Raw genomic sequence first — 23,276 nt, 5'->3', positions numbered from 1 at the left:
GATAATTTTCCGAAGAATGGTGCTTGAAAGTATCCAATGAGCCAACGCCTGCAAGGCATCGAGGAGTTCGTCGCGGCGGTGGAGGCGGGCAGCTTCGCGCTCGCCGCGCAGCGCCTGCACGTCACCCGTTCGGCGGTTGCCAAGAGCATCGCGCGGCTCGAGGCGCGGCTGGACACGCGCCTCTTCTTGCGCACCACGCGCAGCCAGAGCCTCACCGAGGAAGGGCACGGCTACTACGAGCGCTGCCGCCGCGCGCTGGCCGAGCTGGAGGCGGCCGAGGCGCTGACCGACGCCGCGCGCCACACGGCCGCCGGCCTCGTGCGCCTGAGCATGCCGGCGATGCTGGGGCGGCTCAAGGTCGGGCCGCTGCTATTGGCCCTGGCGCGCCAGCATCCGCAGCTGTCGCTGGAGCTGGCCTTCAACGACCGGCGCGTCGACCTCGTGGAAGAGGGGCTCGACCTGGCCATCCGCAGCGGCGAGCTCGACGACAGCGCGGGGCTCGTGGCGCGGCCGGTCGGCGTGCAGTGGATGCTGCTGTGCGCCGCGCCCGCGTACCTGGCCGAGCGCGGCCATCCGCGCGACATCGCGGCACTGGTCGCGCCGCACGAGGCCGTGTACTACGCCCGCGACGGGCAGGTGTCGCCCTGGCGCTTTCGCGAGGGCGATGCGATGGTGGAGGCCACGCTGCCCTCGCGGCTGCGTTGCGACAGCGCCGAGGTGCTGCTGGAGGCCGCCATCGGCGGCATGGGCCTGGCGCGGCTGCCGGCCTGGCTGGCGGCCGACGCGCTCGCGGCCGGCACGCTGGTGCGCGTGTTCGAGGAGCCCGAGCCTTTCGGTTTTCCGCTGCACGTGATCCGCACGCCGAGCCGCTACCTGCCGCTGAAGACGCGCGTGGTGATCGACTGGCTGGTGGAACACCTGCCGCCGCTGCTGGCGGCGCGCTGACCTCAAGCACCCAAGCCGGCGCTATCCTGCGCCTTCATACAACGTCGAACAACGAGGAGACCTGCCCATGCCTTCATCCGCCCCCCGGCACACCGTGCGTGCCCTTGCCACCGCCTGCCTGGGCACGGCGCTCCTGCTCGGTGCGTCGCAGGCCGCCGCGCAGGGCACCGTCAACGCGCTGTGCAGCACCGACGCGGGCTGGTGCGAGGCGGCCGCCACGGCCTTCACGCGCGAGACCGGCATCAAGGTGCAGCAGGCCCACAAGGGCACCGGCGAAATCGGTGCGCAGCTGCGCGCCGAAGCCGCCAACCCCAAGACCGACCTCTGGTGGGGCGGCACCGGCGATCCGTTCCTGCAGGCCGCCGAGCAGGGCCTGCTCGAGCCCTACCGCCCGGCCTACATCAACGACCTGCACGACTGGTCGGTGCGCCAGTACGCCATGTCGCAGAACATGGTGGGCGGCTTCTACACGAGCGCCATGGGCTTCGGCTTCAACACCGAGCTGCTGAAGAAAAAGAAGCTCGCCGAGCCGAAGTGCTGGGCCGACCTCATCAAGCCCGAGTACAAGGGCGAGATCGAAATTTCGCACCCCGCCACCAGCGGCACGGCCTACACCGTCATCGCGGGCCTGGTGCAGCAGATGGGCGAGGAGCCCGCGTTCGACTACCTGAAGAAGCTGCACAAGAACGTCACCAGCTACACGCGCAGCGGCCAGGCCCAGGCGCCCAACGTGGCCAAGGGCGAGGTGGCGATCGGCGTGAGCTTCATCTTCGGCTTCGAGCGCTGGCGCCACGACAAATTTCCGGTGAAGACCGCCGCGCCCTGCGAGGGCACGGGCTTCGAGATCGGCGGCATCGCGCTCGTGAAGGGCGCGCGCAACAAGGAGAACGCCAAGCGGTATTACGACTGGCTCATGAGCCCCGCGGGCCAGTCCATCGGCGCCAAGGCCGGCAGCCTGCAGTCGCCGGCCAACAAGACCTTCAAGCCCGATCCGCGCATTCCGTCGATGGAGAGCGTGAAGCTCATCAAGTACGACTTCGAGAAGTACGGCAAGGCGGCCGAGCGCAAGCGGCTCATCGACCGCTGGACGCGCGAAGTCGAATCCCAACCGCGCTGAAAGCGCGGCGCGTAGCCGACACCCGTGTGACAAAGTTCGCGCGGCCTTGCGCTCGTTGTTTTTTGGCGCGACAACCCCAGTTCATAAAGTTGGCAAGGCCGCCGCCCACCATGGGCGGCTCGCCTTAGAATTTTTTGGCTTCGATCCCTTTCTTTCCCATGGCTGATTCCTCCAATACCAAACTCCCGTTCCAGGCTGAAGTCGCGCAACTGCTGCACCTCGTCACGCATGCGCTGTACTCCAACAAGGAAATCTTCCTGCGCGAGCTGATCTCGAACGCGTCCGACGCGTGCGACAAGCTGCGCTTCGAGGCGCTCGACCACCCCGCGCTGTACGAAGACCAGCCCGACCTGGACGTGCGCCTGACCTTCGACAAGGCCGCGCGCACCCTCACCATCACCGACAAGGGCATCGGCCTGTCGCGCCAGGAAGCCATCGACAACCTGGGCACCATCGCCAAGAGTGGTACCAAAGACTTCATGAGCCGCCTGAGCGGCGACCAGAAGGCCGACGCACAGCTCATCGGCCAGTTCGGCGTGGGCTTCTACTCGGGCTTCATCGTGGCCGACAAGATCACGGTCGAGTCGCGCCGCGCGGGCCTGCCCGCCGACCAGGGCGTGCGCTGGGTGAGCGGTGGCGCCGGCGACTTCGAGGTGGCCGACATCACGCGCGCCGCGCGCGGCACGAGCATCACGCTGCACCTGCGCGACGACGCCGACGAGTACCTCAACGCCTGGAAGCTCAAGCAGATCGTCGGCAAGTACTCCGACCACATCTCCCTGCCCATCCTGATGGAAAAGGAAGAGTGGAAAGACGGCGAGAACGACCAGCCCGGCGACATGGTGAAGACCGGCGAGTGGGAAACGGTGAACAAGGCCAACGCCCTGTGGAGCCGGCCCAAGAAGGACATCACCGCCGAGCAGTACGAAGAGTTCTACAAGAGCATCAGCCACGACTTCGAGGCGCCGCTGGCCTGGAGCCACAACCGCGTCGAAGGCAGCACCGAGTACACGCAGCTGCTGTACATCCCGTCCAAGGCCCCGTTCGACCTGTGGAACCGCGACAAGAGCGCGGGCGTCAAGCTGTACGTCAAGCGCGTCTTCATCATGGACGACGCCGAGGCGCTGCTGCCCAACTACCTGCGCTTCGTGAAGGGCGTGATCGACTCGGCCGACCTGCCGCTGAACGTGAGCCGCGAGCTGCTGCAGGAAAGCCGCGACGTGAAGGCCATCCGCGAAGGCAGCACCAAGCGCGTGCTGTCGATGCTCGAAGACCTCGCGAAGAAGCAGAAGACCGCGCCCGAGAGCGGCGAAGGCAAGGTCGACGTGGGCTCGGGCGAATCGGTGCCCGCCCCCGAGCCGACCGAAGGCGTGACGGACGTGGTCGACAAGAACACCACCCCCGCTGCCGAAGCTGCCGCCGAGTACGCCGACGAATCGGGCAAGTTCGCCAAGTTCTACGCCGAGTTCGGCGCGGTGCTCAAGGAAGGCCTGGGCGAGGACATGGGCAACCGCGACCGCATCGCCAAGTTGCTGCGCTTTGCCTCCACCACGAGCGACGTCGCGAGCGTGAGCTTCGCCGACTACAAGGCGCGCATGAAGGAAGGCCAGGACGCCATCTACTACATCACGGCCGACAACCTCGCCGCCGCCAAGAACAGCCCGCAGCTCGAAGTCTTCAAGAAGAAGGGCATCGAGGTGCTGCTCATGACCGACCGCGTCGACGAGTGGGCGCTGAACTACCTCAACGAGTTCGACGGCACGCCGCTGCAGAGCGTGGCCAAGGGCGCGGTCGACCTGGGCAAGCTGCAGGACGAGGCCGAGAAGAAGGCCGCCGAGGAAGCCGCCGAGTCGTTCAAGCCGCTGCTCGAGAAGCTGAAAGAGGCGCTCAAGGACAAGGCCGAAGACGTGCGCGTGACCACGCGCCTGGTCGACTCGCCCGCCTGCCTCGTGGTGGAAGACGGCGGCATGAGCACGCAGCTCGCGCGCATGCTCAAGCAGGCTGGCCAGCCCGCGCCCGACCTCAAGCCCGTGCTCGAAGTCAACGCCGAGCACCCGCTGGTGAAGAAGCTCGAAGGCTCCGCGCATTTCGACGACCTCGCGAACATCCTGTTCGACCAGGCCCTGCTGGCCGAAGGCGGCCTGCCGGCCGACCCGGCCGCCTACGTGAGGCGCGTCAACGCGCTGCTGGTGTGAACGCCCGGCCGCGCATCGTTCGTCGCGCAGCGGCTGCCACTTCGGCGCTGCTGCTGTTGCTTCTGGTGGGCGGCTGTTCGCACTATCACATCGGCATTCCGCTGGTGCCCGGGCTCTCGCTCGGGCTCGGTGCCACCAAGGACGGCAACTTCTCCGTCGGCCTGAACACCGGCTGGGGCCCGCTCGGCGCGGGCGTGGCGCTGCACGACAACGGCGCCGTCACCGGCTCGGCCAGCGTCGGTGTGGGGGTCGGTGTCGGGCCGATCGGCACCGGCGTGGGCGTCGGCAAGAGCGTGGTGCTGCACAACCCGTACGAGACGGCGGCGCCAGCGCCCGGGCAGGCGACGCCTGCTGTGGTGGTGCCTGTCGGCACACCGCCCGCCACGCCCGTCACCGTCACCAAGGCCGGCGTCACGCGGCCGATGGCTTCGTCGCCGTCGCCGCAGCCATCGCCACCGATCGCCGCCGCACCCGTGCCGGCGGCCCGCATGTCCTACCGCGCCCCCGCTGCGAAAACGGCGGTCGTGGCCGGCGAAGCAGGCACGCCCGGCAACCCCATCGCGCCTTGATGGTCGCGCCCCTCCCACCCCTGACCGCGCCGCGGCCCGGCGCGAGGCTGCCCTTTCCATGAGTCTCAGTACCGAAGCCGTCCTCGCGCTCGCGCCGGACGACGCCTCCGCGAAGGCCGCCAAAGGCTTGCTCGCACCCGCCAAGTGGCCCACGCTCGGGCATTCCGACGACGCCGTCTGGGGCGAATGCCAGGGCAGCGGCAGCAAGCCCTACCAGACGCAGGTCGACCTGTCGGGCCCGGTGTTCCGCTGCTCCTGCCCGAGCCGCAAGTTCCCCTGCAAGCACGGCCTGGCGCTCTTGCTGCTGCGCGCGCAAAGCGAAGCCAGCTTCACCGCCGGCGCGCCGCCGCCGTGGGTGGCCGACTGGCTCGCCTCGCGCCGCGAGAAGGCCGAGAAGAAAGAAGCCCGCGCCGCCGAACCGGCGGCTGCGCCCGATCCCGCCGCGGCCGCCAAGCGCGACGCGCAGCGCTGGAAGCGCATCGAGGCCGGTGTGCAGGAGCTCGCGCGCTGGCTCGACGACCAGACCCAGCGCGGCCTGGCCGCGCTCGGCAGCGAGCAGGCCGAAGGCTGGGCCGCCATGGCCGCGCGCATGGTCGATGCGCAGGCGCCGGGGCTCGGCCAGCGCATCACGCAGGCGGCCGAACTGATCGGTGCCGGCGAAGGCTGGCCCGCGCGGCTGCTCGACCGGCTGGGCCGGCTGCAGCTGATCGTCGATGCGGTGCCACGCCGCGACAGCCTCTCGCCCGCCACGCGCGCCGATCTGCGCGCCGCCCTCGGCTGGCCGCAGGACCGCGAGGCGCTGCTGGCCGATGGCGAACGCGTGAACGACCACTGGCTCGTGCTGGGCCAGTGCCTGGACGAGCGCGACACCAAGCTGGTCGAGCGCCATGTGTGGCTGCAGGGCCGCGCGAGCGGACGCCGCGCGCTGCTGCTCGACTACTCGCACGGCGGACGCGGCTTCGAGACCGGCTGGGTCAGCGGCAGCGAACGCGCGGCCGTGCTGTGCTTCTATCCCGGCCACGCCTCGCAGCGCGCGGTGGTGGCCGAGCTGCCGGCCGAGGCCGCATCGATCGCCGCGCCTCTTGCTGCTAATGACGAAGCCGGCGAATGGCAACGCATGGCACAGCAGATTGCGGCCAACCCGTGGCAGCCGCTGCTGCCCCTGGTGTGGGCCGATGCCGTGCCCGCGCGGCATGGCGACCAGTGGTGGCTGCGCCTGGGCGCTGCGTCGCAGGCCTTGCCGATGCAACTGGCCGCGGCGGAAGCCTGGCAGCTGCTGGCGCATTCGGGCGGTGCGCCGCTGCGCGTGTTCGGCGAATGGGACGGCGAGCAGTTCGCGCCGCTCACCGCGTGGGCCGCTGAGGGCGCGGGTGCGCCCGTCTGGACCTTGAGCGGAGCGCGGACATGAGCCACTGGAACACCTTGCTTCAGACCGCCCTCGTCGGCACCGCACGTCAACCCGTGCCGGCCGCCGATGGCATGGCCGGCGATTTCGGCGCGCTGCTCCAGGCGCTGCAACAACCCGCCGACACCGCGCAGGGCGTGCTGCTGCGCGTCGCGGGCGCCGTGGCCGTGGGCCGCCGCGCGGGCTTCGTCGCGCCGGGTCTGCCGGCCGACGACGCACCGCCCGCCGCCAACGATCCTTCTCCCGCGCTCGGCGACCCCGCCTTGCTCGCCGTGATCGCCGATGCACTCGCCGCCGGCCCGCAGCGCCTGCAGCACGAAGTGCTGGCGGTACTCGCCGCTGCCGGCTGGCGCCTGCCGCCCAGCCTGCTGCCCGCCGCGCTCGATGCCGGCCGCCGCGACACCGCGCTGCGTCCCGCCGTGGTGCTCGCGCTCGGCGAGCGCGGGCGCTGGCTGGCCGCGCGCAACGACGACTGGCGCTACGCCGTCGGCGCCAGCGCGCAGGCCGACACGCAGACTCGCTGGGACGAAGGCAGCATCGACCAGCGCCGCGCCGTGCTGGCCGAGCAACGCCGCGACGACCCGGCCGGCGCGCGCGAACGCCTCGCCGCCGAGCTGCCGCAGCTGCCCGCCAAGGAGCGCGCCGTGCTGATCGGCGCGCTGGCCGAGAACCTCGGCCCCGACGACGAAGCGCTGCTCGAAGCCCAGCTGAAAGACCGCGCACGCGACGTGCGCCAGACCGTGGTCGAGCTGCTGCAGCGCCTGCCGGCCAGCGCGCACGTGCGGCGTGTCGAAGCCTTCCTCGCGCCGCTGCTGTCGTCGCAAGGCGCGACGTGGCAACTCAACGCCCCCGAGGCCGCCGACCCGCGCTGGAAGGACGACGCCATCGACGCCGCGCGCCCCACGCACGACAGCCTCGGCGAGCGCGCGTGGTGGCTCTACCAGCTCGTGCGCCAGATGCCGCTCGCGTGGTGGACCGCGCGCACCGGCCTGACGCCCGCTGCATTGCTCGACTGGGCCGCCAAGGGCGACTGGCACGACGCGCTGCTGCGCGGCTGGAACGAGGCCGTGCTGGCCGCGCCCGATTTCGACTGGTGCGACGCACTGCTAGACCGCCCGCGCGCCCACCGCGGCGGCGTGGGCCCGCTGCTGGCGCTGCTGCCGCGCGAGCGCCGCGAGCGCCACTGGGCGACGCAGCTCGGCGATGCCGGGCAGGGCGTGCAGGATGTCGTCGCGTTTGCCGACCAGGCCTGCGCGCCCGGCGACACGCCCTCGGCCGCGCTGTCGCTGCGCATCGCCCAGGCACTGCGCATGCGCGTCGAGCGCGGCGACCTCGTCAACGACTACGTGCTGCGCCAGGTGCTCGGCACCGCCGCCGCGCTGCTGCACCTCGATGCGCTGGCGCTGCTGGCCGACCTGCCGCGCGCGGCCGAGGAAAGCCCCGGCCTCGCCAGCGCACTGGCCGACACCGCGCGCATCGTGCGTGCGCGCCGGCTGGTCGCGACCCTTCCCTTGTCTTCTTCCTCTTCCTCACTTTCAACCTCTTCCCAAGGCCGTCCATGAGCAATGTCCTGCGCCAGCATGCCGAACAGCAATTCGCCGAAGAACTCGATGCGCTCCAGAAGGTCGACGACCGCCAGCGCCCGGCCAACTGGAAGCTCTCGCCCTGGGCCGTGCTCACCTACCTGATGGGCGGCAAGCTGGCCAACGGCTTCGAGGTCAGCCCCAAGTACATCGGCAATTCGCGCCTGATGGAAATCGCCGTGTCCACGCTCGCCACCGACCGCGCGCTGCTGCTGTACGGCGTGCCGGGCACGGCCAAGTCGTGGGTGTCGGAGCACCTGGCCGCCGCCGTGAGCGGCGACTCCACCATGCTGATCCAGGGCACCGCCGGCACCAGCGAAGAGCAGCTGCGCTACGGCTGGAACTACGCCGAGCTGCTGGCCCATGGCCCGTCTGAAAAGGCGCTGGTGCCGAGCCCGCTGGTGCACGCCATGCGCCTGGGCAAGATCGCGCGCGTCGAAGAACTCACGCGCATCCCGGCCGACGTGCAGGACTCGTTGATCACCGTGCTGTCGGAAAAGACGCTGCCCGTGCCCGAGCTCGGCACCGAGGTGCAGGCCACGCGCGGCTTCTCGGTGATCGCCACCGCCAACAACCGCGACAAGGGCGTGAACGAACTGTCGAGCGCGCTCAAGCGCCGCTTCAACACCGTGGTGCTGCCCGTGCCGTCGAGCGAGGCCGAGGAAGTGCAGATCGTCGTCAAGCGCGTCGGCGAGCTGGGCCGCGCGCTCGCGCTGCCGGCCGAGCCGCCCGCGCTGCAGGAAGTGCGCCGCGTGGTGCAGATCTTCCGCGAGCTGCGCAACGGCCAGACCGAGGACGGCAAGACGCGCATCAAGTCGCCCACCTCCACGCTCTCGACCGCCGAAGCCATCTCGGTCATCAACAGCGGCATGGCGCTGGCCGGCCATTTCGGCGACGGCGTGCTGCGCTCGGCCGACGTGGCCTCGGGCCTGATCGGCGCGGTCATCAAGGACCCGGTGCAGGACCAGGTGGTGTGGAAGGAATACCTCGAAACCGTCGTCAAGGAACGGGCCGACTGGAAGGACCTGTACCGCGCCTGCCGCGAACAACTCTGACGCGAGCCGGCGCATGAGCACGAGCGCGGCGCCTTCGCCGCTGCACTACTTCGGCATCCGCCACCACGGCCCCGGCTGTGCGCGCAGCCTGCTGCGCGCCTTCGAGTCGCTGCAGCCCGACTGCATCCTCGTCGAGGGCCCGCCCGAGGCCGAGCCGCTGCTGTCCTTTCTCGCACATGCTGACCTGCAACCGCCGGTCGCGGTGCTGATCCACGCGAGCGACGACACCGGCCTGGCCGCGTTCTATCCCTTCGCCACCTTCTCGCCCGAATGGCAGGCGCTGCAGTGGGGCGCCGCGCGCGGCGTGCCCACGCGCTTCATCGACCTGCCGCAGGCGCACCGCATGGCGATCGAACAGGCCGCACGCGCGGCCGACGAGGCCAAGGCGCAAGCGCCCGAGGAAACACCACTCGGCGATGACGAGACCGACACGGTGCCCGTCGCCGAAACGGTTGAAGTGCCCGAGGAAGAACAGGCCGCCAACACGCTGCCCGACGACCCCTTCGACTGGCTCGCCCACGCCGCCGGCTATGCCGACGGCGAGAGCTGGTGGAACCACATGGTCGAGGAACGCGGCGACGGCGAAGACCTGTTCGGCGCCATCGCCGAAGCCATGACCGCCGTGCGCGCCGAAACGCCCGAAGACCGGCGCGGCGTGCGCGCGATGGAACGCGAGCAGCGGCGTGAAGCCTTCATGCGGCAATCGATCCGCGAGGCCGTGAAGGCTGGCCACCAGCGCATCGCCGTCGTGTGCGGTGCGTGGCACGTGCCCGCGCTGCAGGGCGCGGCCACCGCCAAGGCCGATGCGGCGCTGCTCAAGGGCCTGCCCAAGCTCAAGGTGCTCGCGACCTGGGTGCCGTGGACCTATCGCCACCTCACGAGCGCCAGCGGCTACGGCGCCGGCATCGATTCGCCGGGCTGGTACGAGCACCTGTGGCAGCAGGGGAGCGAGGTGGCGGGGCGCAGCACTGGCTGGCTCGCACGCGTCGCGCGCTTGCTGCGCGAGCACGACCTCGACTGCTCCTCCGCCCACCTGATCGAAGCCACGCGCCTGGCCGACACGCTGGCCGCGCTGCGCGAGCGCCCCGCGCCCGGCCTGCCCGAGCTCGACGAGGCCGTGCGCAGCGTGATCTGCATGGGCGAGCAGGCGCCGCTCACGCTCATCCGCGAGCGCCTCACGGTCGGCGACCGCATGGGCCAGGTGCCGGCCGACGTGCCCACCGTGCCGCTGCAGCGCGACCTCGAACAGGCGCAGAAAAGCCTGCGCCTCAAGCCCGAGGCCACTGCGAAGACGCTCGACCTCGACCTGCGCCAGCCCAACGACCTGGCACGCAGCCACCTGCTGCACCGCCTGCGCCTGCTCGACCTGCCATGGGGCGAGGTCACGGCCGGCCAGCGCGCGAGCCGCGGCACCTTCCACGAGGTGTGGCAGCTGCAGTGGCAGCCCGAGTTCGCGCTGCGTGTCATCGAGGCCAGCCGCTTCGGCGCCACCGTGGCACATGCCGCCAGCGCGCGCGTGATGGAAGGGCTCGCGGCCGAGACCTCGCTCACCGCACTGGCCGAACAGGTCGACACCGTGCTGCTGGCCGACCTGCCCGTGGCCGTGCAGGTCGTGACCCGCGCGCTCGAAGACCGCGCCGCGCTCACCGGCGACGCCGTGCAGCTCATCGGCGCCGTGCCGCCGCTGGCCAACGTGTTCCGCTACGGCAGCGTGCGCCAGACCGACAGCGCGCTGCTCTCGCACGTGCTCGACAGCCTCATCGTGCGCGGTGCCATCGGCCTGCCGATTGCGTGCGGCGCGCTCGACGCCGAAGCCGCCGAGTCGCTGCGCATCCGCCTCATCGGCGCGCACGACGCGGTGCGCCTGCGCGACGGCGAAGAAACGACCACCGCCTGGCGCAACGCATTGCGCGCCATCGCCTTCGGCGAAACCGGCGCGCCGCTGCTGCGCGGCGTGAGCTGCCGGCTGCTGCTGGACGACGCGCAGATCGACAGCGACGGCGCTTCGCAACAGCTGGCGCGCAACCTCTCGGCCGGCGCGCCGCCCACCGATGCAGCGGCATGGCTCGAAGGCTTTCTCAACCGCAACGCGATGGTGCTGCTGCACGACGATGCCGTGTGGTCGCTGGTCGACGGCTGGCTCGCGGGGCTCGGCGAGGAGCACTTCGTGCAGGTGCTGCCGCTGGTGCGGCGCAGCTTCGCGGACTTCTCGGGCGCCGACCGACGTGCGCTCGGTGAACGTGCCAAGCGCGGCGCCGTCGGCGGCACCTTGCCGTCTGCCGTGGCCGCCACCGACTGGGACGAATCACGCGCGGTGCTCGCGCTGCCGCTGCTGCGGGAACTGCTGGGAGTGAAGGCATGAGCGCGAATCCAACACCCATCGACGAAGAAGAAACCCTGCCGCCCACCGACCGCCTGCAGCGCTGGCGCCTCGTGCTCGGCAGCGAGGCCAACGCCAGCTGCGGCGCCATCGAAGGCCGCGTGCGCGAGATCGACCAGGCGCTGGCCGCGCTCTACGAAGCCGACGGCCGGCGCGGCCTGGGCCAGGGCGGGCAGCGCGGCGGTCGCGGCGATTCGGCGCCCAGCGTGGCGCGCTGGCTCGGCGACATCCGCAAGTACTTCCCGAGCCAGGTGGTGCAGGTGATGCAGCGCGACGCGATGGAGCGGCTCAACCTGCGCCAGATGCTGCTGCAGCCCGAGATGCTCGAGAACGCGCAGCCCGACGTGCACCTGGTGGCCAACCTCGTCGCGCTGGCGAGCGTGATCCCGGCCGGCACCAAGGACACGGCGCGCGCCGTGGTGCGCAAGGTGGTCGACGAGCTCATGAAGAAGCTGGAGGAGCCGATGCGCAGCGCCGTGAGCGGCGCGCTCAACCGCAGCCAGCGCAACCGTCGCCCGCGCCATTCGGAGATCGACTGGCACCGCACCATCCGCGCCAACCTGCGCCACTGGCAGCCCGAGTACCGTACCGTGGTGCCGCAGACGCTGGTGGGCTACGGGCGCAAGGCGCGCCAGCCGCAGCGCGAAGTGATCCTGTGCATCGACCAGAGCGGTTCCATGGCCGCGTCGGTGGTCTATTCGAGCATCTTCGGCGCGGTGATGGCGAGCCTGCCGGCGGTGTCGACCAAGCTCGTGGTGTTCGACACCGCCGTGGTCGACATGACCGAGCAGCTGCAGGACCCGGTCGACCTGCTGTTCGGCGTGCAGCTGGGCGGCGGCACCGACATCAACGGCGCCGTGGGCTACTGCCAGACGCTGGTGCGCGAGCCGCGCAACACCATCCTGATCCTCATCTCCGACCTGTACGAAGGCGGCGTGGAAGACGGCCTGCTGCGCCGCGCCCACCAGCTGGTGGAGGCCGGCGTGCAGTTCATCGCGCTGCTGGCGCTCAGCGACGAGGGCGCGCCCTCGTACGACCGCGACCTGGCCGCCAAGCTCGCGGCGCTGGGCGTGCCCTCGTTCGCCTGCACGCCGGATGCGTTCCCCGGCCTCATGGCCGCGGCCATCAAGCGCGAGGACGTGTCGACCTGGGCCGCGGGGCAGGGCCTGAAGACCAGCCGGGCCGCCCCGTGAAGCAGCGCCGCCTGCCCGACCTGAGGCGACGGCGGCTGGCCGCGCTGCTGGGTCTGGTGGCCGGCACGGCCTGGGCGCAGCAGCCCGACGACACCGCGCGGCCGATCCGCTGGATCGTGCCCTTCCCGACGGGCGCGATCGCCGACGTCGTCGCGCGCGCCATCGGCGCCCAGCTCACCATCGACACGGGCCAGCCGGTGCAGATCGAGAACCGCCCCGGCGGCAACACCGCGCTCGCTGCCCTCGAGGCCGCGCGCGCACCGGCCGACGGCCACACCGTGCTGTCGGCCGACAACGGCATGTGGGTGTTCAACCCCGCGCTGTACCGCAGCCTGAGCTACAGCCCGTCGCGCGATTTCACGCCGGTCACGCAGCTGGTGCGGCTGCCGATGGTGCTGCTGGTCGGCCTGGCCAGCGGCGTGCGCGATGCACGTGCCTTCATCGAGGACGCGCGCGCCTTTCCGGGCCGCTTCAGTTTTGCCTCGGCCGGCAACGGCAGCGCGCAGCACCTCGCGATGGAACTGCTGGCGCGCGAAGCGGGGCTGGAGATGGTGCATGTGCCCTACCGCAGCGCCGGGCCGGCGCTGGTCGAGGTGGCGGGCGGGCAACTGCCGTTCGCGATGGGCGAGCTCGCCACGGCGCGCCGCTTCATCCAGGGCGGCCGGCTGCGCGTGCTGGCGGTGGCGAACCCTGCGCGCCTGGCGCAATGGCCGGGCGTGCCGACCTTCGCGGAACTGGGCCTGCCGAAGGTCGAGGCCGCGATCTTCCACGGCCTCGTGGCACCGGCGGGCACGCCGCCCGAGGTGGTGGTGCGGCTGCAGCGTGCGGTGGCCAGCGCACTGCACAACCCGGTGGTGCAGCGCCGCCTCGCCGAGGCCGGCGTCGAGCCGGTGGGTGGCACGCCGGCCGAGTTCGAGACCCTGCTGGCGCGCGAGTCGGCGCGCTGGCATCCGCTGATCCGCGCGCTCAAGCTCTCGTTCGACTGAGCGCGCTACAGGTCAGCGCGCCGCGTCGTCGTTGGGCAGGAACGCGTCGCCCGGCGTCAGCGGCGCATGGCGGTAGCTGGCCGGCGTGCGGCTGAGCTTCACGGGCGCGCCGATGCCGCGGTAGCCGCCTTCCATCTCCACCACCATCTCGCGGTGCAGCGTGTGCGGGTGCTGCAGCGCGGCCGCCACCGGCAGCACGGGCGCGGCGGGCACGCCGGCGGCCATCAACTGGTCGACCAGCGTGCGGCCGTCGAAGGCGGCGAGCGCGGCTTCGAGCTGCTGCTTGAGACCGTCGCGGTTCACCGAGCGCGCGCCAGCGGTGCGGTACAGCGGGTCGTCGGCCAGCGCGGGCAGGCCGATGCAGCGGCAGAAGCTCGCGAACTGGCGGTCGTTGCCCACGGCCACGAAGATGGGGTCGGTGCCCGTGGCCAGTGCGTCGTAGGGGTAGATGTTGGGGTGCGCGTTGCCGGTGCGGCGCGGCGCCGTGCCGTCCATGAACCAGTTGGCCGCGTGCGGGTGCAGCAGCGACAGGCCGCTGTCGTACAGCGCCGCCTCCACGAACTGGCCGCGTCCGCTGCGCTGGCGCTCCTGCAGCGCGAGCAGCACGCCGATCACCGCGTTCAGCCCCGTCACCATGTCGACGACAGGAAGGCCCACGCGCAGCGGGCCGCCGTCGGCCTCGCCGTTGATGCTCATGATGCCGGTCATGGCCTGCACGGCGGCGTCGTAGCCCGGCAGCGCGCCCAGCGGGCCGTCGGCGCCGAAGCCCGACACACGGCACCACACCAGGCGCGGAAAGCGCTGCGACAGCGTCTCGTAGCCGATGCCCCAGCGCTCCATCGTGCCGGTCTTGAAGTTCTCGATCAGCACGTCGGCCTCGGCCACCAGCGCCAGCAGCGCCTCGCGGCCTTCCTCGGTCGAGAAGTCCAGGTGCTGCACGCGCTTGTTGCGGTTCAGTCCGTGGTAGTACGAGGCCACGCCTTCCTTGAAGGGCGGGCCCCAGGTGCGCGTGTCGTCGCCCTGCGGCGGCTCGACCTTGAGCACGTCGGCGCCGTGGTCGCCGAGGATCTGGCCGCAGTAGGGGCCGCCGAGGATGCGCGAGATGTCGAGCACGCGGATGCCCGCGAGGGCGCCGGTCGAAGAAGGGGCGGTGGTCATGGGGTGGACTCGGAAGAAGGAGAAGCGGTGCGCGGCACCAGCTTGAAGGTGCCGGTGGCCAGCGCGAGCAGCTCGCCGTCGGCGTTGCGCGCCTCGCCGCGCGCGAAGCACATCGCACGGCCGCGCCGCTCGCACACGGCGCTGGCGATCACGTCGCCGGCGCAGGGCGCGGTGTAGTGCACCGTGATGTCGACGGTGACCACGCCGAAGGCCGTGGGCGCATGCGAACGCACGGCGCTGGAGAGCGCGCAGTCGAACAGCACGGCGATCGCGCCGCCGTGCACGTCGCCGCGGCTGTTGGTGTGGTCGGCGCTGTAGGGCATGCGCACGCGCGCACGTTCGTCGCCGATGGCTTCGCCGCGCAGCGCGAAGGCGCGTGCCATCGGCATGGGCAGGCCGAACAGCACGCCGGCGGGCTCGTCGATGAAAGCGGGGTCCTGCATGCGGCGCACTCCGTGGTCAGTCGAGCAGGCCGCGCTGGCGCAGGCGCGCCACGCGCTCCTTCTCGCGCGCGGTCGTGGCCAGTGCATAGCGGCGGTACTGCTCGGGGTCCATCGCATTGGCCTGCTGGTTCAGTTGCTCCAGCACGCGCAGGCCGGCGGGCGACGCCAGCGCCTTGCGGAAGGCGTCGTGCACGGTCTTCACGCGCGCCGGGTCCATGCCGGCCGGGCCGGCGATGCCGTAGGGCGAATCGATGACCGCGTCCACGCCCTGTTCGCGCAGCGTGGGCACCTGCGGGTAGCGCTTGACGCGCTGCGGCGTGAGCATCACGAGGTAGCGCATCTTGCCGGCGTCGATGTGCGGCACGGCCACGCCCGACAACGGTGCGGCGTCGATGTGGCCGCCGAGGATGGCGTTGGTCACTTCGGCGTCGCCCTTGAAGGGCACCATGTTGAGCTGGACCTTCGCCATCTCGGCGGCTTCGTCCATCACGATGCGCGGCGTGCCCACGGCGCCGGTGGCGCCCACGTTGAGCTTGCCCGGGCGGCGTGCGGCATCGGCCGCGAAGTCCTGCCAGGTCTTCCACGGCGCGTCGGCCTTCACGGCGAGGCCGAAGGTGTAGTCGGACAGCATCACCACGTACGAGAAGCTGCGCGCGGGGTCGAAGGCCACCTTGTTGATGAAGGGCTCGCGGTACACCGAGGCCGGCAGCACGGCCAGCGTGTAGCCGTCGGGCGCGGCGCGCACCAGCGCGGCGGCGCCGTTGGTGCCGCTCGCGCCGGGGCGGTTGTCGAGCACCACGGGCTGGCCGAGGGCCTTGCCGGCCTCGTCGGCGACGGCGCGCAGGTGCTGGTCGGTGGGCCCGCCCGCGGCATACGGAACGATCAGCGTGACGGGGCGTTGCGGGTAGGTCTCCGCGGTGGCGGCGCCGGCCGCGGTGAACAGCGCGGCGAGGGCGAGCAGGCGTGACAGCCGTTGCGTTTTCATCTTCTTGTCTCCTTGTTTTTTTCTTGTGCGTCGTGGCGGTCAGTCGAGCTGCGCGCCGGACTTCTTCACCACGTCCTTCCACTTGGCCGTTTCGCTGCCGATGAACTGCGCGAGTTTTTGCGGCGAGGTGTCCGCCGTGGCTTCCAGGCCCTGCGCGGCGAACATCTGCTTGACCTTCGGCGAGTTGAGCACCTCGGCGAATGCGTGGTTGAGCTTGGTCACGCGGTCAGGCGGCGTGCCGGCCGGCGCGACGATGCCGAAGAACACGCTCACGTCGTAGGGCTTGTGCAGCTGCTCGGTGATGGTGGGCACCTCGGGCAGCGCCTGCGAGCGGGCCGAGGTGGCCACGCCCAGCGCGCGCAGCTTGCCGGCCTTGACGTAGGGCAGCGCGGTGAGGATGTCGGTGAAGGTCATGCTGACCTGGTTGCCCAGCAGGTCGTTGAGCGCCGGGCCCGTGCCCTTGTAGGGCACGTGCAGCAGGTCGGTGCCGGCCACCGAGTTGAACAGCACGCCCGCCAGGTGCGACGAGGCGCCGTTGCCCGACGAGGCGTAGCTGAGCTTGCCCGGGTTGGCCTTGGCGTAGGCGACCAGCTCGGCCACGTTCTTCACCGGCAGGGCCGGGTTCACCACCAGGATGTTCGGCAGGTAGCCGACCTGGATCACGGGCGCGAAGCTCCTGGTCGGGTCGTAGCTGATCTTGCGGTACAGGCTCACGTTGATGGCCAGCGGGCCCGAGGTGCCGAACAGCAACGTGTGGCCGTCGGCCTCGGCGCGTGCCACGTAGTCGGCACCGATGTTGCCGCCCGCGCCCGCGCGGTTCTCCACGATCATGGGCTGGCCGAGTTTGTCGCGCAGCTCGGCGGCGAGCGTGCGCGCCATCGCGTCGGTCGGGCCGCCGGGCGGGAAGGGCACGACCAGCGTCATGGGCTTGGTCGGGAAGGCGCCGGGTTGGGCCTGCGCGGCGGGCGTGGCTGCCAGCAGCAGCGCGGCGCAGGCGGTGCCGAGGATGAGGCTGAGTCGTTGTCGCATGGGTGGTTGTCTCCGTTGTTCTCGAAAAGGGGGCTCAGGCGGCCGTGCGCACCAGGGCGGCGTGCCAGTCGGCGGGCAGTGCGTCGGGCGCCAGCGGATCGCGCGGCAGCACGCGGTGCAGCAGCACCAGCTGCGCCCAGCGCAGGCGCGCGGCGGAACCCCCGGCCGAGGCCTCCCAGGCCATCGCGGCGGCACTCGTGCAGTGGTACAGCGCCGAGGCGGCCTGGCGCGCGAGCACGTCACCGCCTTCGCGCGCGGCGGTCTCGGCCAGGGCGCAGGCGCGCGCCATGGTGTCGCGCAGCGCGGCGGCGAAGGCCGGCGTGAGTTCGGTGGCGTTGCTGATCAGTGACTCGACGTGCGCGCGCAGCACGGGCAGCGAGCCTTCGCGCTTCACGGCGCGGATCACGTCCAGTGCCACGATGTTGCTGGTGCCTTCCCAGATCGAGCCCAGGTGCGCGTCGCGCACGAGGCGCGGGTCGCTCCACTCCTCGATGTAGCCGCAGCCGCCGCGCACTTCCATCGCGTCGCCCGTGACCTGGCGCGCGTCGCGGCAGGCGCGGAACTTGATGAGCGGCGTGAGGATGCGCAGCAGCGCATACGCATCGGGCTCGCCGGCGTCGGAGCGCGCCAGCGCCTGCGCGGTCTGGCAGACCATGGTGCGGGCCTGCTCGGACGGCACGCGCAGCTTGTCGAGCTGGCGCTGCATCAGCGGCATCTGCTCGAGCGCACGGCCGAAGGCGCGGCGCTCGGAAGCGATGTACTCGGCCTCGGCCACCGCGCGGCGCATCAGGCCGGCGGAGCGCACGCCGTTCGACAGGCGCGAGTTGTTGACCATGTCGGCCATCTGCTGGAAGCCGCGGCCTTCCTCGCCCACGAGGTAGGCCACCGCGCCTTCGAGGCGGATCTCGCCGCTGGCCATCGAGCGCGTGCCCAGCTTGTCCTTCAGCCGGATGATGCGGTAGTGGTTGAGGCTGCCGTCGTCGAGTTCGCGCGGCAGCAGGAACAGCGACACGCCCTTCATGCCCGCGGGCGCGTCGTCGGCGCGCGCCAGCACCATCGCAAAGCCGGCGTCGGGGTTGGAGCAGAACCACTTGTCGCCGGCCAGGCGCCAGCTGCCGTCGGCCTGGCGCTGCGCGGTGGTGGCGGTGGCGGCGATGTCGGAGCCGGCGGCCTGCTCGGTCATGAACATCGCGCCTTGCGCCAGCTCGTCGAAGTCGAGCGAGGTCAGGCGCGGCAGGTACTTGGCGACCAGCTCGGGCGCGCCGAACTTCTTCAGCGTGCGCGTGAGCGAGTCGGTCATCGAAACCGGGCAGCACAGGCCGAACTCGGCCTGCACGAACAGGTAGGTCAGCACGTACTTGACCAGCGGCGGCATCTTGCCGCTCCAGCCCAGCGTCTCGTCGCGGTGCGAGATGGCGGCCAGGCCGAACTCGCTGAGCGCCAGGCGCTCCATCTCGACATAGGCCGGGTGCTTGATGACCTTCTGCTCGTCGATGCCGGTGCGCGTGCGCTGCTTCAGCGTGGGCGGGTTGCGGTCGGCGGTGCCGGCCAGGTCGTCCAGCAGGCCGCCCGCCAGGCCGCCCAGGCGCTCGAAGTGCGGGCGCATGTGGGTGCGCAGGGCCTCGGGCAGGTACAGCGCGAGCAGCGTGTGCAGCTCGGTGTCGGTGGTGAAGAGGTTCTGGCCGTGGCGATCGGGGATCGGGTGCGCGGCGGCTGTGGCAGCGGAAGCAGCGGGTGTGGGCATGCGGGCGTCTCCTGGTTCGCCGCATTGTTGAGTTGGCAACGATCCGTGTCTAATATTGATTTGGTCTTGTACGATTTGATTTAACTATTCATGGAACTGCGGCACCTGCGCTACTTCTCCGTGCTCGCCGAAGAGCTGCACTTCGGGCGCGCCGCGCGCCGGCTGGCCATTTCGCAGCCGCCGCTGTCGGTGGCGATCCGCCAGCTCGAAGACTCGGTGGGCGCGCGCCTGTTCGAGCGCAACAGCAAGGAAGTGCGGCTCACGCCCGCGGGCGAGGCGCTGCGCGTGTCGGCGCGGCGCGTGCTGCTGCAGGCCGAGGAGGCCGCGCTGGAGGCGCGCGACGTGGCCACCGGCTCGGCGGGCCGGCTGCGCATCGGCTTCGTGGGCGCCATGCTCTACCGCGGCCTGCCGCCCGCGCTGCGCGCGTTCCAGGCGCGGCATCCGGCGGTGCGCATCACGCTGAGCGAACTCAATTCGGGCGTGCAGATCGCCGAGCTGCTGCACGACCGGCTGGACCTGGGTTTCGTTCACGCCAGCCGCATGCCGGCCGAGCTGCAGCACCGGCTGCTGCTGTCGGAGCCCTTCGTGGCCTGCCTGCCCGCGGGCCATGCGCTGGCGCGCAAGCGCGTGCTGGCGCCGGCCGACCTGCGTGATCAGCCCTTCGTGCTGTTCTCGCGCGAAGCCTCACCCGATTACCACGAGCGCATCCTGTCGATCTGCGCCGACGCGGGCTTCCTGCCCGAGGTGCGCCACGAGGTGCGGCACTGGCTGGCCGTGGTGTCGCTGGTGTCGCAGGGCATGGGCGTGGCGCTGGTGCCGCAGGCGATGCGGCATTCGGCGCTGCGCGGCGCGGTGTTCCGCCCGCTCGATCGCGCGGTGGCGCAGTCGGAGGCTTACGGCGTGTGGCGCGCCGGGCCGGTCAATGTGCTGGTCGAGCGGCTGCTCGACGGCGTGGCGCAGAGCCTGGCCGCGAACGCCGCTCAGTGATCACGCGTAGAGCGGTTCCTCGGCCATCTGCTCGCACTGGTCTTCCAGCACGAGGATCTGGCCCTTCCAGTAGTCGCTGGAGCCGAACCACGGGAAGTTGATCGGGAAGATCGGGTCTTCCCAGCGCCGCGCCAGCCAGGCGCTGTAGTGGATGAGCCGCAGCGTGCGCAGCGGCTCGATGAGCGCCAGCTCGCGGCGGTCGAATTCGCGGAACTGCTCGTAGCCGTCGAGCAGGCCCGACAGCTGCGCCGTGCGTTGCGCGCGGTCGCCCGACAGCAGCATCCACAGGTCTTGCACCGCGAAGCCCGTGCGCGCGTCGTCCAGGTCGACGAAGTGCGGACCGCCGCCGGGGCGGTCGGTGGGCGTCCACAGGATGTTGCCGGGGTGCACGTCGCCGTGCAGGCGCAGCTTGCGGGGCTTGAAGTCGGAGGCCGGCGGCTGCAGCGCCAGGGCGGTGGCGCGGACCATGTCCAGCGCTTCGTTGCAGACTTTTTCCCAGTCGCGCTGCATGTCGAGCGGGATCTTGTCGTTCTCCAGCAGCCAGTCGCGCGAATCGAGGCCGAAGGTCTGCAGGTCGAGCGCGGGGCGGGCCTCGAAGGGCTTGGCGCTGCCTACGGTGTGGATGCGCGCCAGGAAGCGGCCCACCCATTCGAGCACCTCGAAGTTGTCCAGCTCGGGCGCGCGGCCGCCACGGTAGGGGCTCACGCTGAAGGCAAAGCCGGCATGGTGGTGCAGCGTCTTGCCGTCGAAGGCCAGCGGCGGCACGGCCGGCACCTCGCCGGCGGCCAGTTCGAGCGAGAAGGCGTGCTCTTCGAGGATCTCGGCCTCGCTCCAGCGGCCGGGGCGGTAGAACTTGAGCACCACGGCCGGGTGCGGCACCGGGTCTTCCAGGTAGACCTGGTAGACCCGGTTCTCATAGGAATTCAGGCCGGTGAGCCGGCCGTCGCCGTGCAGGCCGAGTGTCGCGAGCGCGTCGAGCACCACGTCAGGCGTGAGGCTCTCGTAAGGATGGGTGTTCGCGGGCGCGACAGAAGAAGGGGTCATGCGGCGATTGTCGCCACATGGGCCCCGTGCGGGTCAGCGAGCGCCCGCTTGTTTGTAAAGCGAAAGGATATGGCCGGTGCGCGGGTCGCCCTTGCCCGCCAGCACCTGCGCGTAGGCGGCCTGCACCGCCTCGCCGCCGTGGTGGTGCTCGGTGTGCAGCCAGGGGTTGCTGGCGTCGGTCACCGTGGCCAGGAAGCGGTGCCACGCGGCCACCATGCGCCGGCCGAACTCGTCGGCGCCCCATTCGGTGGTGCGCTTCTTGATCTGCGCCGGCGCGAAGAACAGCGTGGCGCGCGGGCCGGTCAGGCTCTTGCCCGCGCCCTTGGCGGCGAGCTGCTCCACGTGCGTGCCGCCGATCGAGCTGCTGTACTTGAGGTTCGTGAAGCGCTCGTGGATCGCGGTGCGCAGCTCGCCGTTGCCGGCGAAGTCGATGTACACGCAGGGCGTGTCCGCCGCGATGGTGTCGAGCGCGTCGTAGGTCACCACGCGGTCGTAGCAGCCCAGGCTCTGGCAGAACGCCACGTTGGCGGGCGAGGTGAGGCCGACCACCTCGATGCCGTCGCGCTGGTGCAGCTGGAAGGCCGTGCCGTAGGCCGTCTTGCTCGAGGCGCTCGACAGCAGCATGGTGGTGGCGCCGAAGAAATCGTTGTCGGCCATGAAGTCGTCGATCAGCCACGAGGTGATGAACAGCGGGCGCAGCAGCGCCTGCAGGTCTTCGGTGTCGGTGGTGTACAGCGGGTCGGCGTTGCAGCGAAAGTACTGGTTGTAGACCGCGGGCAGCTCGGCGCGGTGCGCCGCCGCGTCGGTGAAGCGCGAGGGCGAGAGCCGGTCGGGGCTGAGCACCGCGCTCGTGGACATCGGCCAGTAGCCGTAGATCCGTTCACCCACGGCCACGCCCGGGTGCTGCGACTGCACCACGCTGGCGAAGCCCCACACCGGGATGCTGCCCCAGCCGTCTTCCTCGGAGGGAAAGAACTGCCAGTAGCTCATCGCATCGCCGAAGGCGGCGTAGGTGATGTTGTTGGAGGTGAGCGCAAAGCTGTCGATGCGCACGCGCACCTGGCCGTCGGCCAGCGGCCGGTCGGAGGTGTCGGTGTGCAGGCGCGTGGTGGCCAGCTGGTCTTTGCGGATCAGGAGGTGGGTGGTGCTCATGGGGTCGATCTCCACGGATGTGTGTTGAAGACGGGTGGCGGGACGGGCGAGACGTGCGGCCACATTAGCCAAGCTTGGTGAAAGGCGCTATCTCGGCGTGCGTTTCGGCGTCACCCGTGAGACAGACATGAAAAAAGCGCCCGGGCTTGGGGCCGGGGCGCTTTTTTTCGTGAAACCGTCAGGGCGGAATCAGACGATCGTCAGTTCCACGTCGATGTTGCCGCGGGTGGCGTTCGAGTACGGACAGACCTGGTGGGCGGTGTCGACCAGCAGCTTCTTCTGTGCGTCGTCCAGGCCGGGCAGCGAGATCGCCAGTTGCACCGAGATGCCGTAGGCCGCGCCGCCGTTCGTCGGGCCGAGGGAGACCTTCGAGTCGATGGCGACTTCTTCCGGCACCTTGACACTGATCTTCGGGCCGACGGCCTTCATGGCGCCGATGAAGCAGGCGGCGTAGCCGACCGCGAACAGCTGCTCGGGGTTGGTGCCGGGCTTGCCCGAGCCGGGCGAGCTCAGCTTGACGTCGATGGCGCCGTCGCTGGACTTGCCGGCGCCGTCACGGCCGCCGATGGTGTGGGCTTCTGCGGTGTAGAGAACTTTGTCGAGCTTGGTGGTCATGGTGATTTCCTTTGGGCTTGGGGGTGGTGAAAGGGCTTCCTGGGGAGGCCGGGGAACTAACTCTGGCTGATTTGTGTGTCAGGCGGCTTTGCGGATGCGGTCGCGCAGGGTCTGGATCTGCTGCGTGAGGGCGATCAGCTCGGGGACGGAACATTCGGCGGCGGCCATGAGGCACTCGGGGACGTTGGCGGCACGGGACTTGAGCTTGCGGCCTGCGGCGGTGAGCGTGATGTGGACGCGGCGCTCGTCTGCGACGTCGCGGACTCGGGCTACGTAGCCGTTGGCTTCGAGGCGCTTGAGGAGCGGGGTGAGGGTGCCGGAATCCAGCGAGAGACGTTCGCCGAGGGCGGAGACGGTGGGGCCGTCTTGCTCCCAGAGGGCGAGCATCACGAGGTATTGGGGATACGTGAGCTGGAGCTTTTCTAGCAGCGGCTTGTAGAGGCGGGTCATTGCCAAGGAGGCGGAGTAGACGGCGAAGCAGAGCTGGTTGTCTAGCTTGAGCAGGTCGTCTGTGTTGGGTTTCGTTGGCATGGGGTGAATTGTAGTTCGCAATTGAATTGTGTGCAATGTAGTTGTTTTGGGTGACTTGGGATGGTGGTCGTTTTGCTTCCCGAGGCCGGGACTCGCCCCGGCGGGCGACTCACTTTCTTTTGCTTCGCCAAAAGAAAGTAAGCAAAGAAAAGGCGACCCC

At 70.6% G+C, this 23,276-nt stretch carries 20 protein-coding genes; 11 read left to right on the top strand and 9 right to left on the bottom strand.

What is annotated here, in order from left to right:
* Window positions 1-36 precede the first annotated feature (36 nt).
* The 10 genes from AC07YS_RS20255 (at window position 37) to AC07YS_RS20210 (ending at window position 13,428) form a co-directional block, all read left to right on the top strand.
* On the top strand, window positions 37-945 hold the full coding sequence (locus AC07YS_RS20255; protein WP_495269773.1) for a LysR substrate-binding domain-containing protein: 909 nt from the start codon (window positions 37-39) through the stop codon (window positions 943-945).
* Between the two features lie 67 nt (window positions 946-1,012).
* A complete protein-coding gene (locus tag AC07YS_RS20250) occupies window positions 1,013-2,062 on the top strand; it encodes an ABC transporter substrate-binding protein (RefSeq protein WP_495269772.1) in 1,050 nt (349 codons plus the stop codon).
* Between the two features lie 158 nt (window positions 2,063-2,220).
* A complete protein-coding gene (gene htpG / locus AC07YS_RS20245) occupies window positions 2,221-4,257 on the top strand; it encodes a molecular chaperone HtpG (RefSeq protein ID WP_062480665.1) in 2,037 nt (678 codons plus the stop codon).
* On the top strand, window positions 4,254-4,826 hold the full coding sequence (locus tag AC07YS_RS20240) for a hypothetical protein (protein WP_495269771.1): 573 nt from the start codon (window positions 4,254-4,256) through the stop codon (window positions 4,824-4,826). The genes htpG and AC07YS_RS20240 overlap by 4 nt, the downstream gene beginning before the upstream one ends.
* A gap of 58 nt (window positions 4,827-4,884) precedes the next feature.
* Window positions 4,885-6,234: an SWIM zinc finger family protein gene (locus AC07YS_RS20235; protein ID WP_495269770.1), complete on the top strand. Its 1,350-nt coding sequence runs from the start codon at window positions 4,885-4,887 to the stop codon at window positions 6,232-6,234.
* The gene (locus AC07YS_RS20230) at window positions 6,231-7,793 is read left to right on the top strand and encodes a DUF5691 domain-containing protein (protein ID WP_495269769.1); all 1,563 of its coding nucleotides are present in this window, start codon (window positions 6,231-6,233) and stop codon (window positions 7,791-7,793) included. Before AC07YS_RS20235 ends, AC07YS_RS20230 begins: the two co-directional genes overlap by 4 nt.
* Window positions 7,790-8,869, top strand: coding sequence for an AAA family ATPase (locus AC07YS_RS20225; RefSeq protein WP_492730531.1), 1,080 nt, complete (start codon window positions 7,790-7,792; stop codon window positions 8,867-8,869). The genes AC07YS_RS20230 and AC07YS_RS20225 overlap by 4 nt, the downstream gene beginning before the upstream one ends.
* Before the next feature lie 13 nt (window positions 8,870-8,882).
* Window positions 8,883-11,231, top strand: coding sequence for a DUF5682 family protein (locus AC07YS_RS20220; RefSeq protein WP_495269768.1), 2,349 nt, complete (start codon window positions 8,883-8,885; stop codon window positions 11,229-11,231).
* Window positions 11,228-12,442 carry a VWA domain-containing protein gene (locus AC07YS_RS20215; RefSeq protein WP_062482648.1) on the top strand — a complete coding sequence of 405 codons (1,215 nt, stop codon included), beginning with the start codon at window positions 11,228-11,230 and terminating at the stop codon, window positions 12,440-12,442. The genes AC07YS_RS20220 and AC07YS_RS20215 overlap by 4 nt, the downstream gene beginning before the upstream one ends.
* A complete protein-coding gene (locus AC07YS_RS20210) occupies window positions 12,439-13,428 on the top strand; it encodes a Bug family tripartite tricarboxylate transporter substrate binding protein (protein WP_495269767.1) in 990 nt (329 codons plus the stop codon). The genes AC07YS_RS20215 and AC07YS_RS20210 overlap by 4 nt, the downstream gene beginning before the upstream one ends.
* A gap of 12 nt (window positions 13,429-13,440) precedes the next feature.
* Here the strand turns inward: AC07YS_RS20210 and AC07YS_RS20205 are convergent, their stop codons facing one another.
* Genes AC07YS_RS20205 through AC07YS_RS20185 form a run of 5 tightly spaced genes read right to left on the bottom strand, consistent with a single transcriptional unit; the run spans window position 13,441 to window position 18,787 of the window.
* Window positions 13,441-14,586: a CaiB/BaiF CoA transferase family protein gene (locus AC07YS_RS20205; RefSeq protein WP_095950285.1), complete on the bottom strand. Its 1,146-nt coding sequence runs from the start codon at window positions 14,584-14,586 to the stop codon at window positions 13,441-13,443.
* Window positions 14,583-15,029, bottom strand: coding sequence for a PaaI family thioesterase (locus AC07YS_RS20200; RefSeq protein WP_495269766.1), 447 nt, complete (start codon window positions 15,027-15,029; stop codon window positions 14,583-14,585). Before AC07YS_RS20200 ends, AC07YS_RS20205 begins: the two co-directional genes overlap by 4 nt.
* A 16-nt stretch (window positions 15,030-15,045) precedes the next feature.
* The gene (locus tag AC07YS_RS20195; protein WP_495269765.1) at window positions 15,046-16,014 is read right to left on the bottom strand and encodes a tripartite tricarboxylate transporter substrate binding protein; all 969 of its coding nucleotides are present in this window, start codon (window positions 16,012-16,014) and stop codon (window positions 15,046-15,048) included.
* A gap of 39 nt (window positions 16,015-16,053) precedes the next feature.
* On the bottom strand, window positions 16,054-17,043 hold the full coding sequence (locus AC07YS_RS20190; RefSeq protein ID WP_070063051.1) for a Bug family tripartite tricarboxylate transporter substrate binding protein: 990 nt from the start codon (window positions 17,041-17,043) through the stop codon (window positions 16,054-16,056).
* A 34-nt stretch (window positions 17,044-17,077) separates the two neighbouring features.
* The gene (locus AC07YS_RS20185; RefSeq protein ID WP_495269764.1) at window positions 17,078-18,787 is read right to left on the bottom strand and encodes an acyl-CoA dehydrogenase family protein; all 1,710 of its coding nucleotides are present in this window, start codon (window positions 18,785-18,787) and stop codon (window positions 17,078-17,080) included.
* A gap of 90 nt (window positions 18,788-18,877) precedes the next feature.
* On the opposite strand from AC07YS_RS20185, the gene AC07YS_RS20180 reads away from it, so the two are divergent.
* Window positions 18,878-19,774, top strand: a complete 897-nt coding sequence (locus AC07YS_RS20180; protein WP_495269763.1) for a LysR family transcriptional regulator — start codon at window positions 18,878-18,880, stop codon at window positions 19,772-19,774.
* On the opposite strand, the gene AC07YS_RS20175 is transcribed toward AC07YS_RS20180, so the two are convergent.
* The 4 genes from AC07YS_RS20175 to AC07YS_RS20160 all read right to left on the bottom strand — a co-directional run bounded on the left by AC07YS_RS20175 (window position 19,775) and on the right by AC07YS_RS20160 (window position 23,116).
* Window positions 19,775-20,818: a serine/threonine protein kinase gene (locus AC07YS_RS20175; RefSeq protein WP_495269762.1), complete on the bottom strand. Its 1,044-nt coding sequence runs from the start codon at window positions 20,816-20,818 to the stop codon at window positions 19,775-19,777.
* A gap of 33 nt (window positions 20,819-20,851) precedes the next feature.
* On the bottom strand, window positions 20,852-21,970 hold the full coding sequence (locus AC07YS_RS20170; protein WP_495269761.1) for a DUF2855 family protein: 1,119 nt from the start codon (window positions 21,968-21,970) through the stop codon (window positions 20,852-20,854).
* A gap of 189 nt (window positions 21,971-22,159) precedes the next feature.
* Window positions 22,160-22,585 carry an organic hydroperoxide resistance protein gene (locus AC07YS_RS20165; protein WP_495269760.1) on the bottom strand — a complete coding sequence of 142 codons (426 nt, stop codon included), beginning with the start codon at window positions 22,583-22,585 and terminating at the stop codon, window positions 22,160-22,162.
* Between the two features lie 78 nt (window positions 22,586-22,663).
* The gene (locus tag AC07YS_RS20160; RefSeq protein ID WP_159279528.1) at window positions 22,664-23,116 is read right to left on the bottom strand and encodes a MarR family winged helix-turn-helix transcriptional regulator; all 453 of its coding nucleotides are present in this window, start codon (window positions 23,114-23,116) and stop codon (window positions 22,664-22,666) included.
* Window positions 23,117-23,276 lie beyond the last annotated feature (160 nt).

Source organism: Variovorax sp. GW458-11-26-14-LB1, from assembly GCF_059423965.1.
The sequence above is the reverse complement of the archived record's forward strand: the minus strand, read 5'-3'. Positions and strand labels throughout refer to the sequence as shown.

Coding starts and splice junctions, on each gene's coding strand:
- AC07YS_RS20255 (WP_495269773.1), top strand. CDS start 37: ATGAGCCAACGCCTGCAAGGCATCGAGGAGTTCGTCGCGGCGGTGGAG.
- AC07YS_RS20250 (WP_495269772.1), top strand. CDS start 1,013: ATGCCTTCATCCGCCCCCCGGCACACCGTGCGTGCCCTTGCCACCGCC.
- htpG (WP_062480665.1), top strand. CDS start 2,221: ATGGCTGATTCCTCCAATACCAAACTCCCGTTCCAGGCTGAAGTCGCG.
- AC07YS_RS20235 (WP_495269770.1), top strand. CDS start 4,885: ATGAGTCTCAGTACCGAAGCCGTCCTCGCGCTCGCGCCGGACGACGCC.
- AC07YS_RS20230 (WP_495269769.1), top strand. CDS start 6,231: ATGAGCCACTGGAACACCTTGCTTCAGACCGCCCTCGTCGGCACCGCA.
- AC07YS_RS20225 (WP_492730531.1), top strand. CDS start 7,790: ATGAGCAATGTCCTGCGCCAGCATGCCGAACAGCAATTCGCCGAAGAA.
- AC07YS_RS20220 (WP_495269768.1), top strand. CDS start 8,883: ATGAGCACGAGCGCGGCGCCTTCGCCGCTGCACTACTTCGGCATCCGC.
- AC07YS_RS20215 (WP_062482648.1), top strand. CDS start 11,228: ATGAGCGCGAATCCAACACCCATCGACGAAGAAGAAACCCTGCCGCCC.
- AC07YS_RS20205 (WP_095950285.1), bottom strand. CDS start 14,586: ATGACCACCGCCCCTTCTTCGACCGGCGCCCTCGCGGGCATCCGCGTG.
- AC07YS_RS20200 (WP_495269766.1), bottom strand. CDS start 15,029: ATGCAGGACCCCGCTTTCATCGACGAGCCCGCCGGCGTGCTGTTCGGC.
- AC07YS_RS20195 (WP_495269765.1), bottom strand. CDS start 16,014: ATGAAAACGCAACGGCTGTCACGCCTGCTCGCCCTCGCCGCGCTGTTC.
- AC07YS_RS20190 (WP_070063051.1), bottom strand. CDS start 17,043: ATGCGACAACGACTCAGCCTCATCCTCGGCACCGCCTGCGCCGCGCTG.
- AC07YS_RS20185 (WP_495269764.1), bottom strand. CDS start 18,787: ATGCCCACACCCGCTGCTTCCGCTGCCACAGCCGCCGCGCACCCGATC.
- AC07YS_RS20180 (WP_495269763.1), top strand. CDS start 18,878: ATGGAACTGCGGCACCTGCGCTACTTCTCCGTGCTCGCCGAAGAGCTG.
- AC07YS_RS20175 (WP_495269762.1), bottom strand. CDS start 20,818: ATGACCCCTTCTTCTGTCGCGCCCGCGAACACCCATCCTTACGAGAGC.
- AC07YS_RS20170 (WP_495269761.1), bottom strand. CDS start 21,970: ATGAGCACCACCCACCTCCTGATCCGCAAAGACCAGCTGGCCACCACG.
- AC07YS_RS20165 (WP_495269760.1), bottom strand. CDS start 22,585: ATGACCACCAAGCTCGACAAAGTTCTCTACACCGCAGAAGCCCACACC.
- AC07YS_RS20160 (WP_159279528.1), bottom strand. CDS start 23,116: ATGCCAACGAAACCCAACACAGACGACCTGCTCAAGCTAGACAACCAG.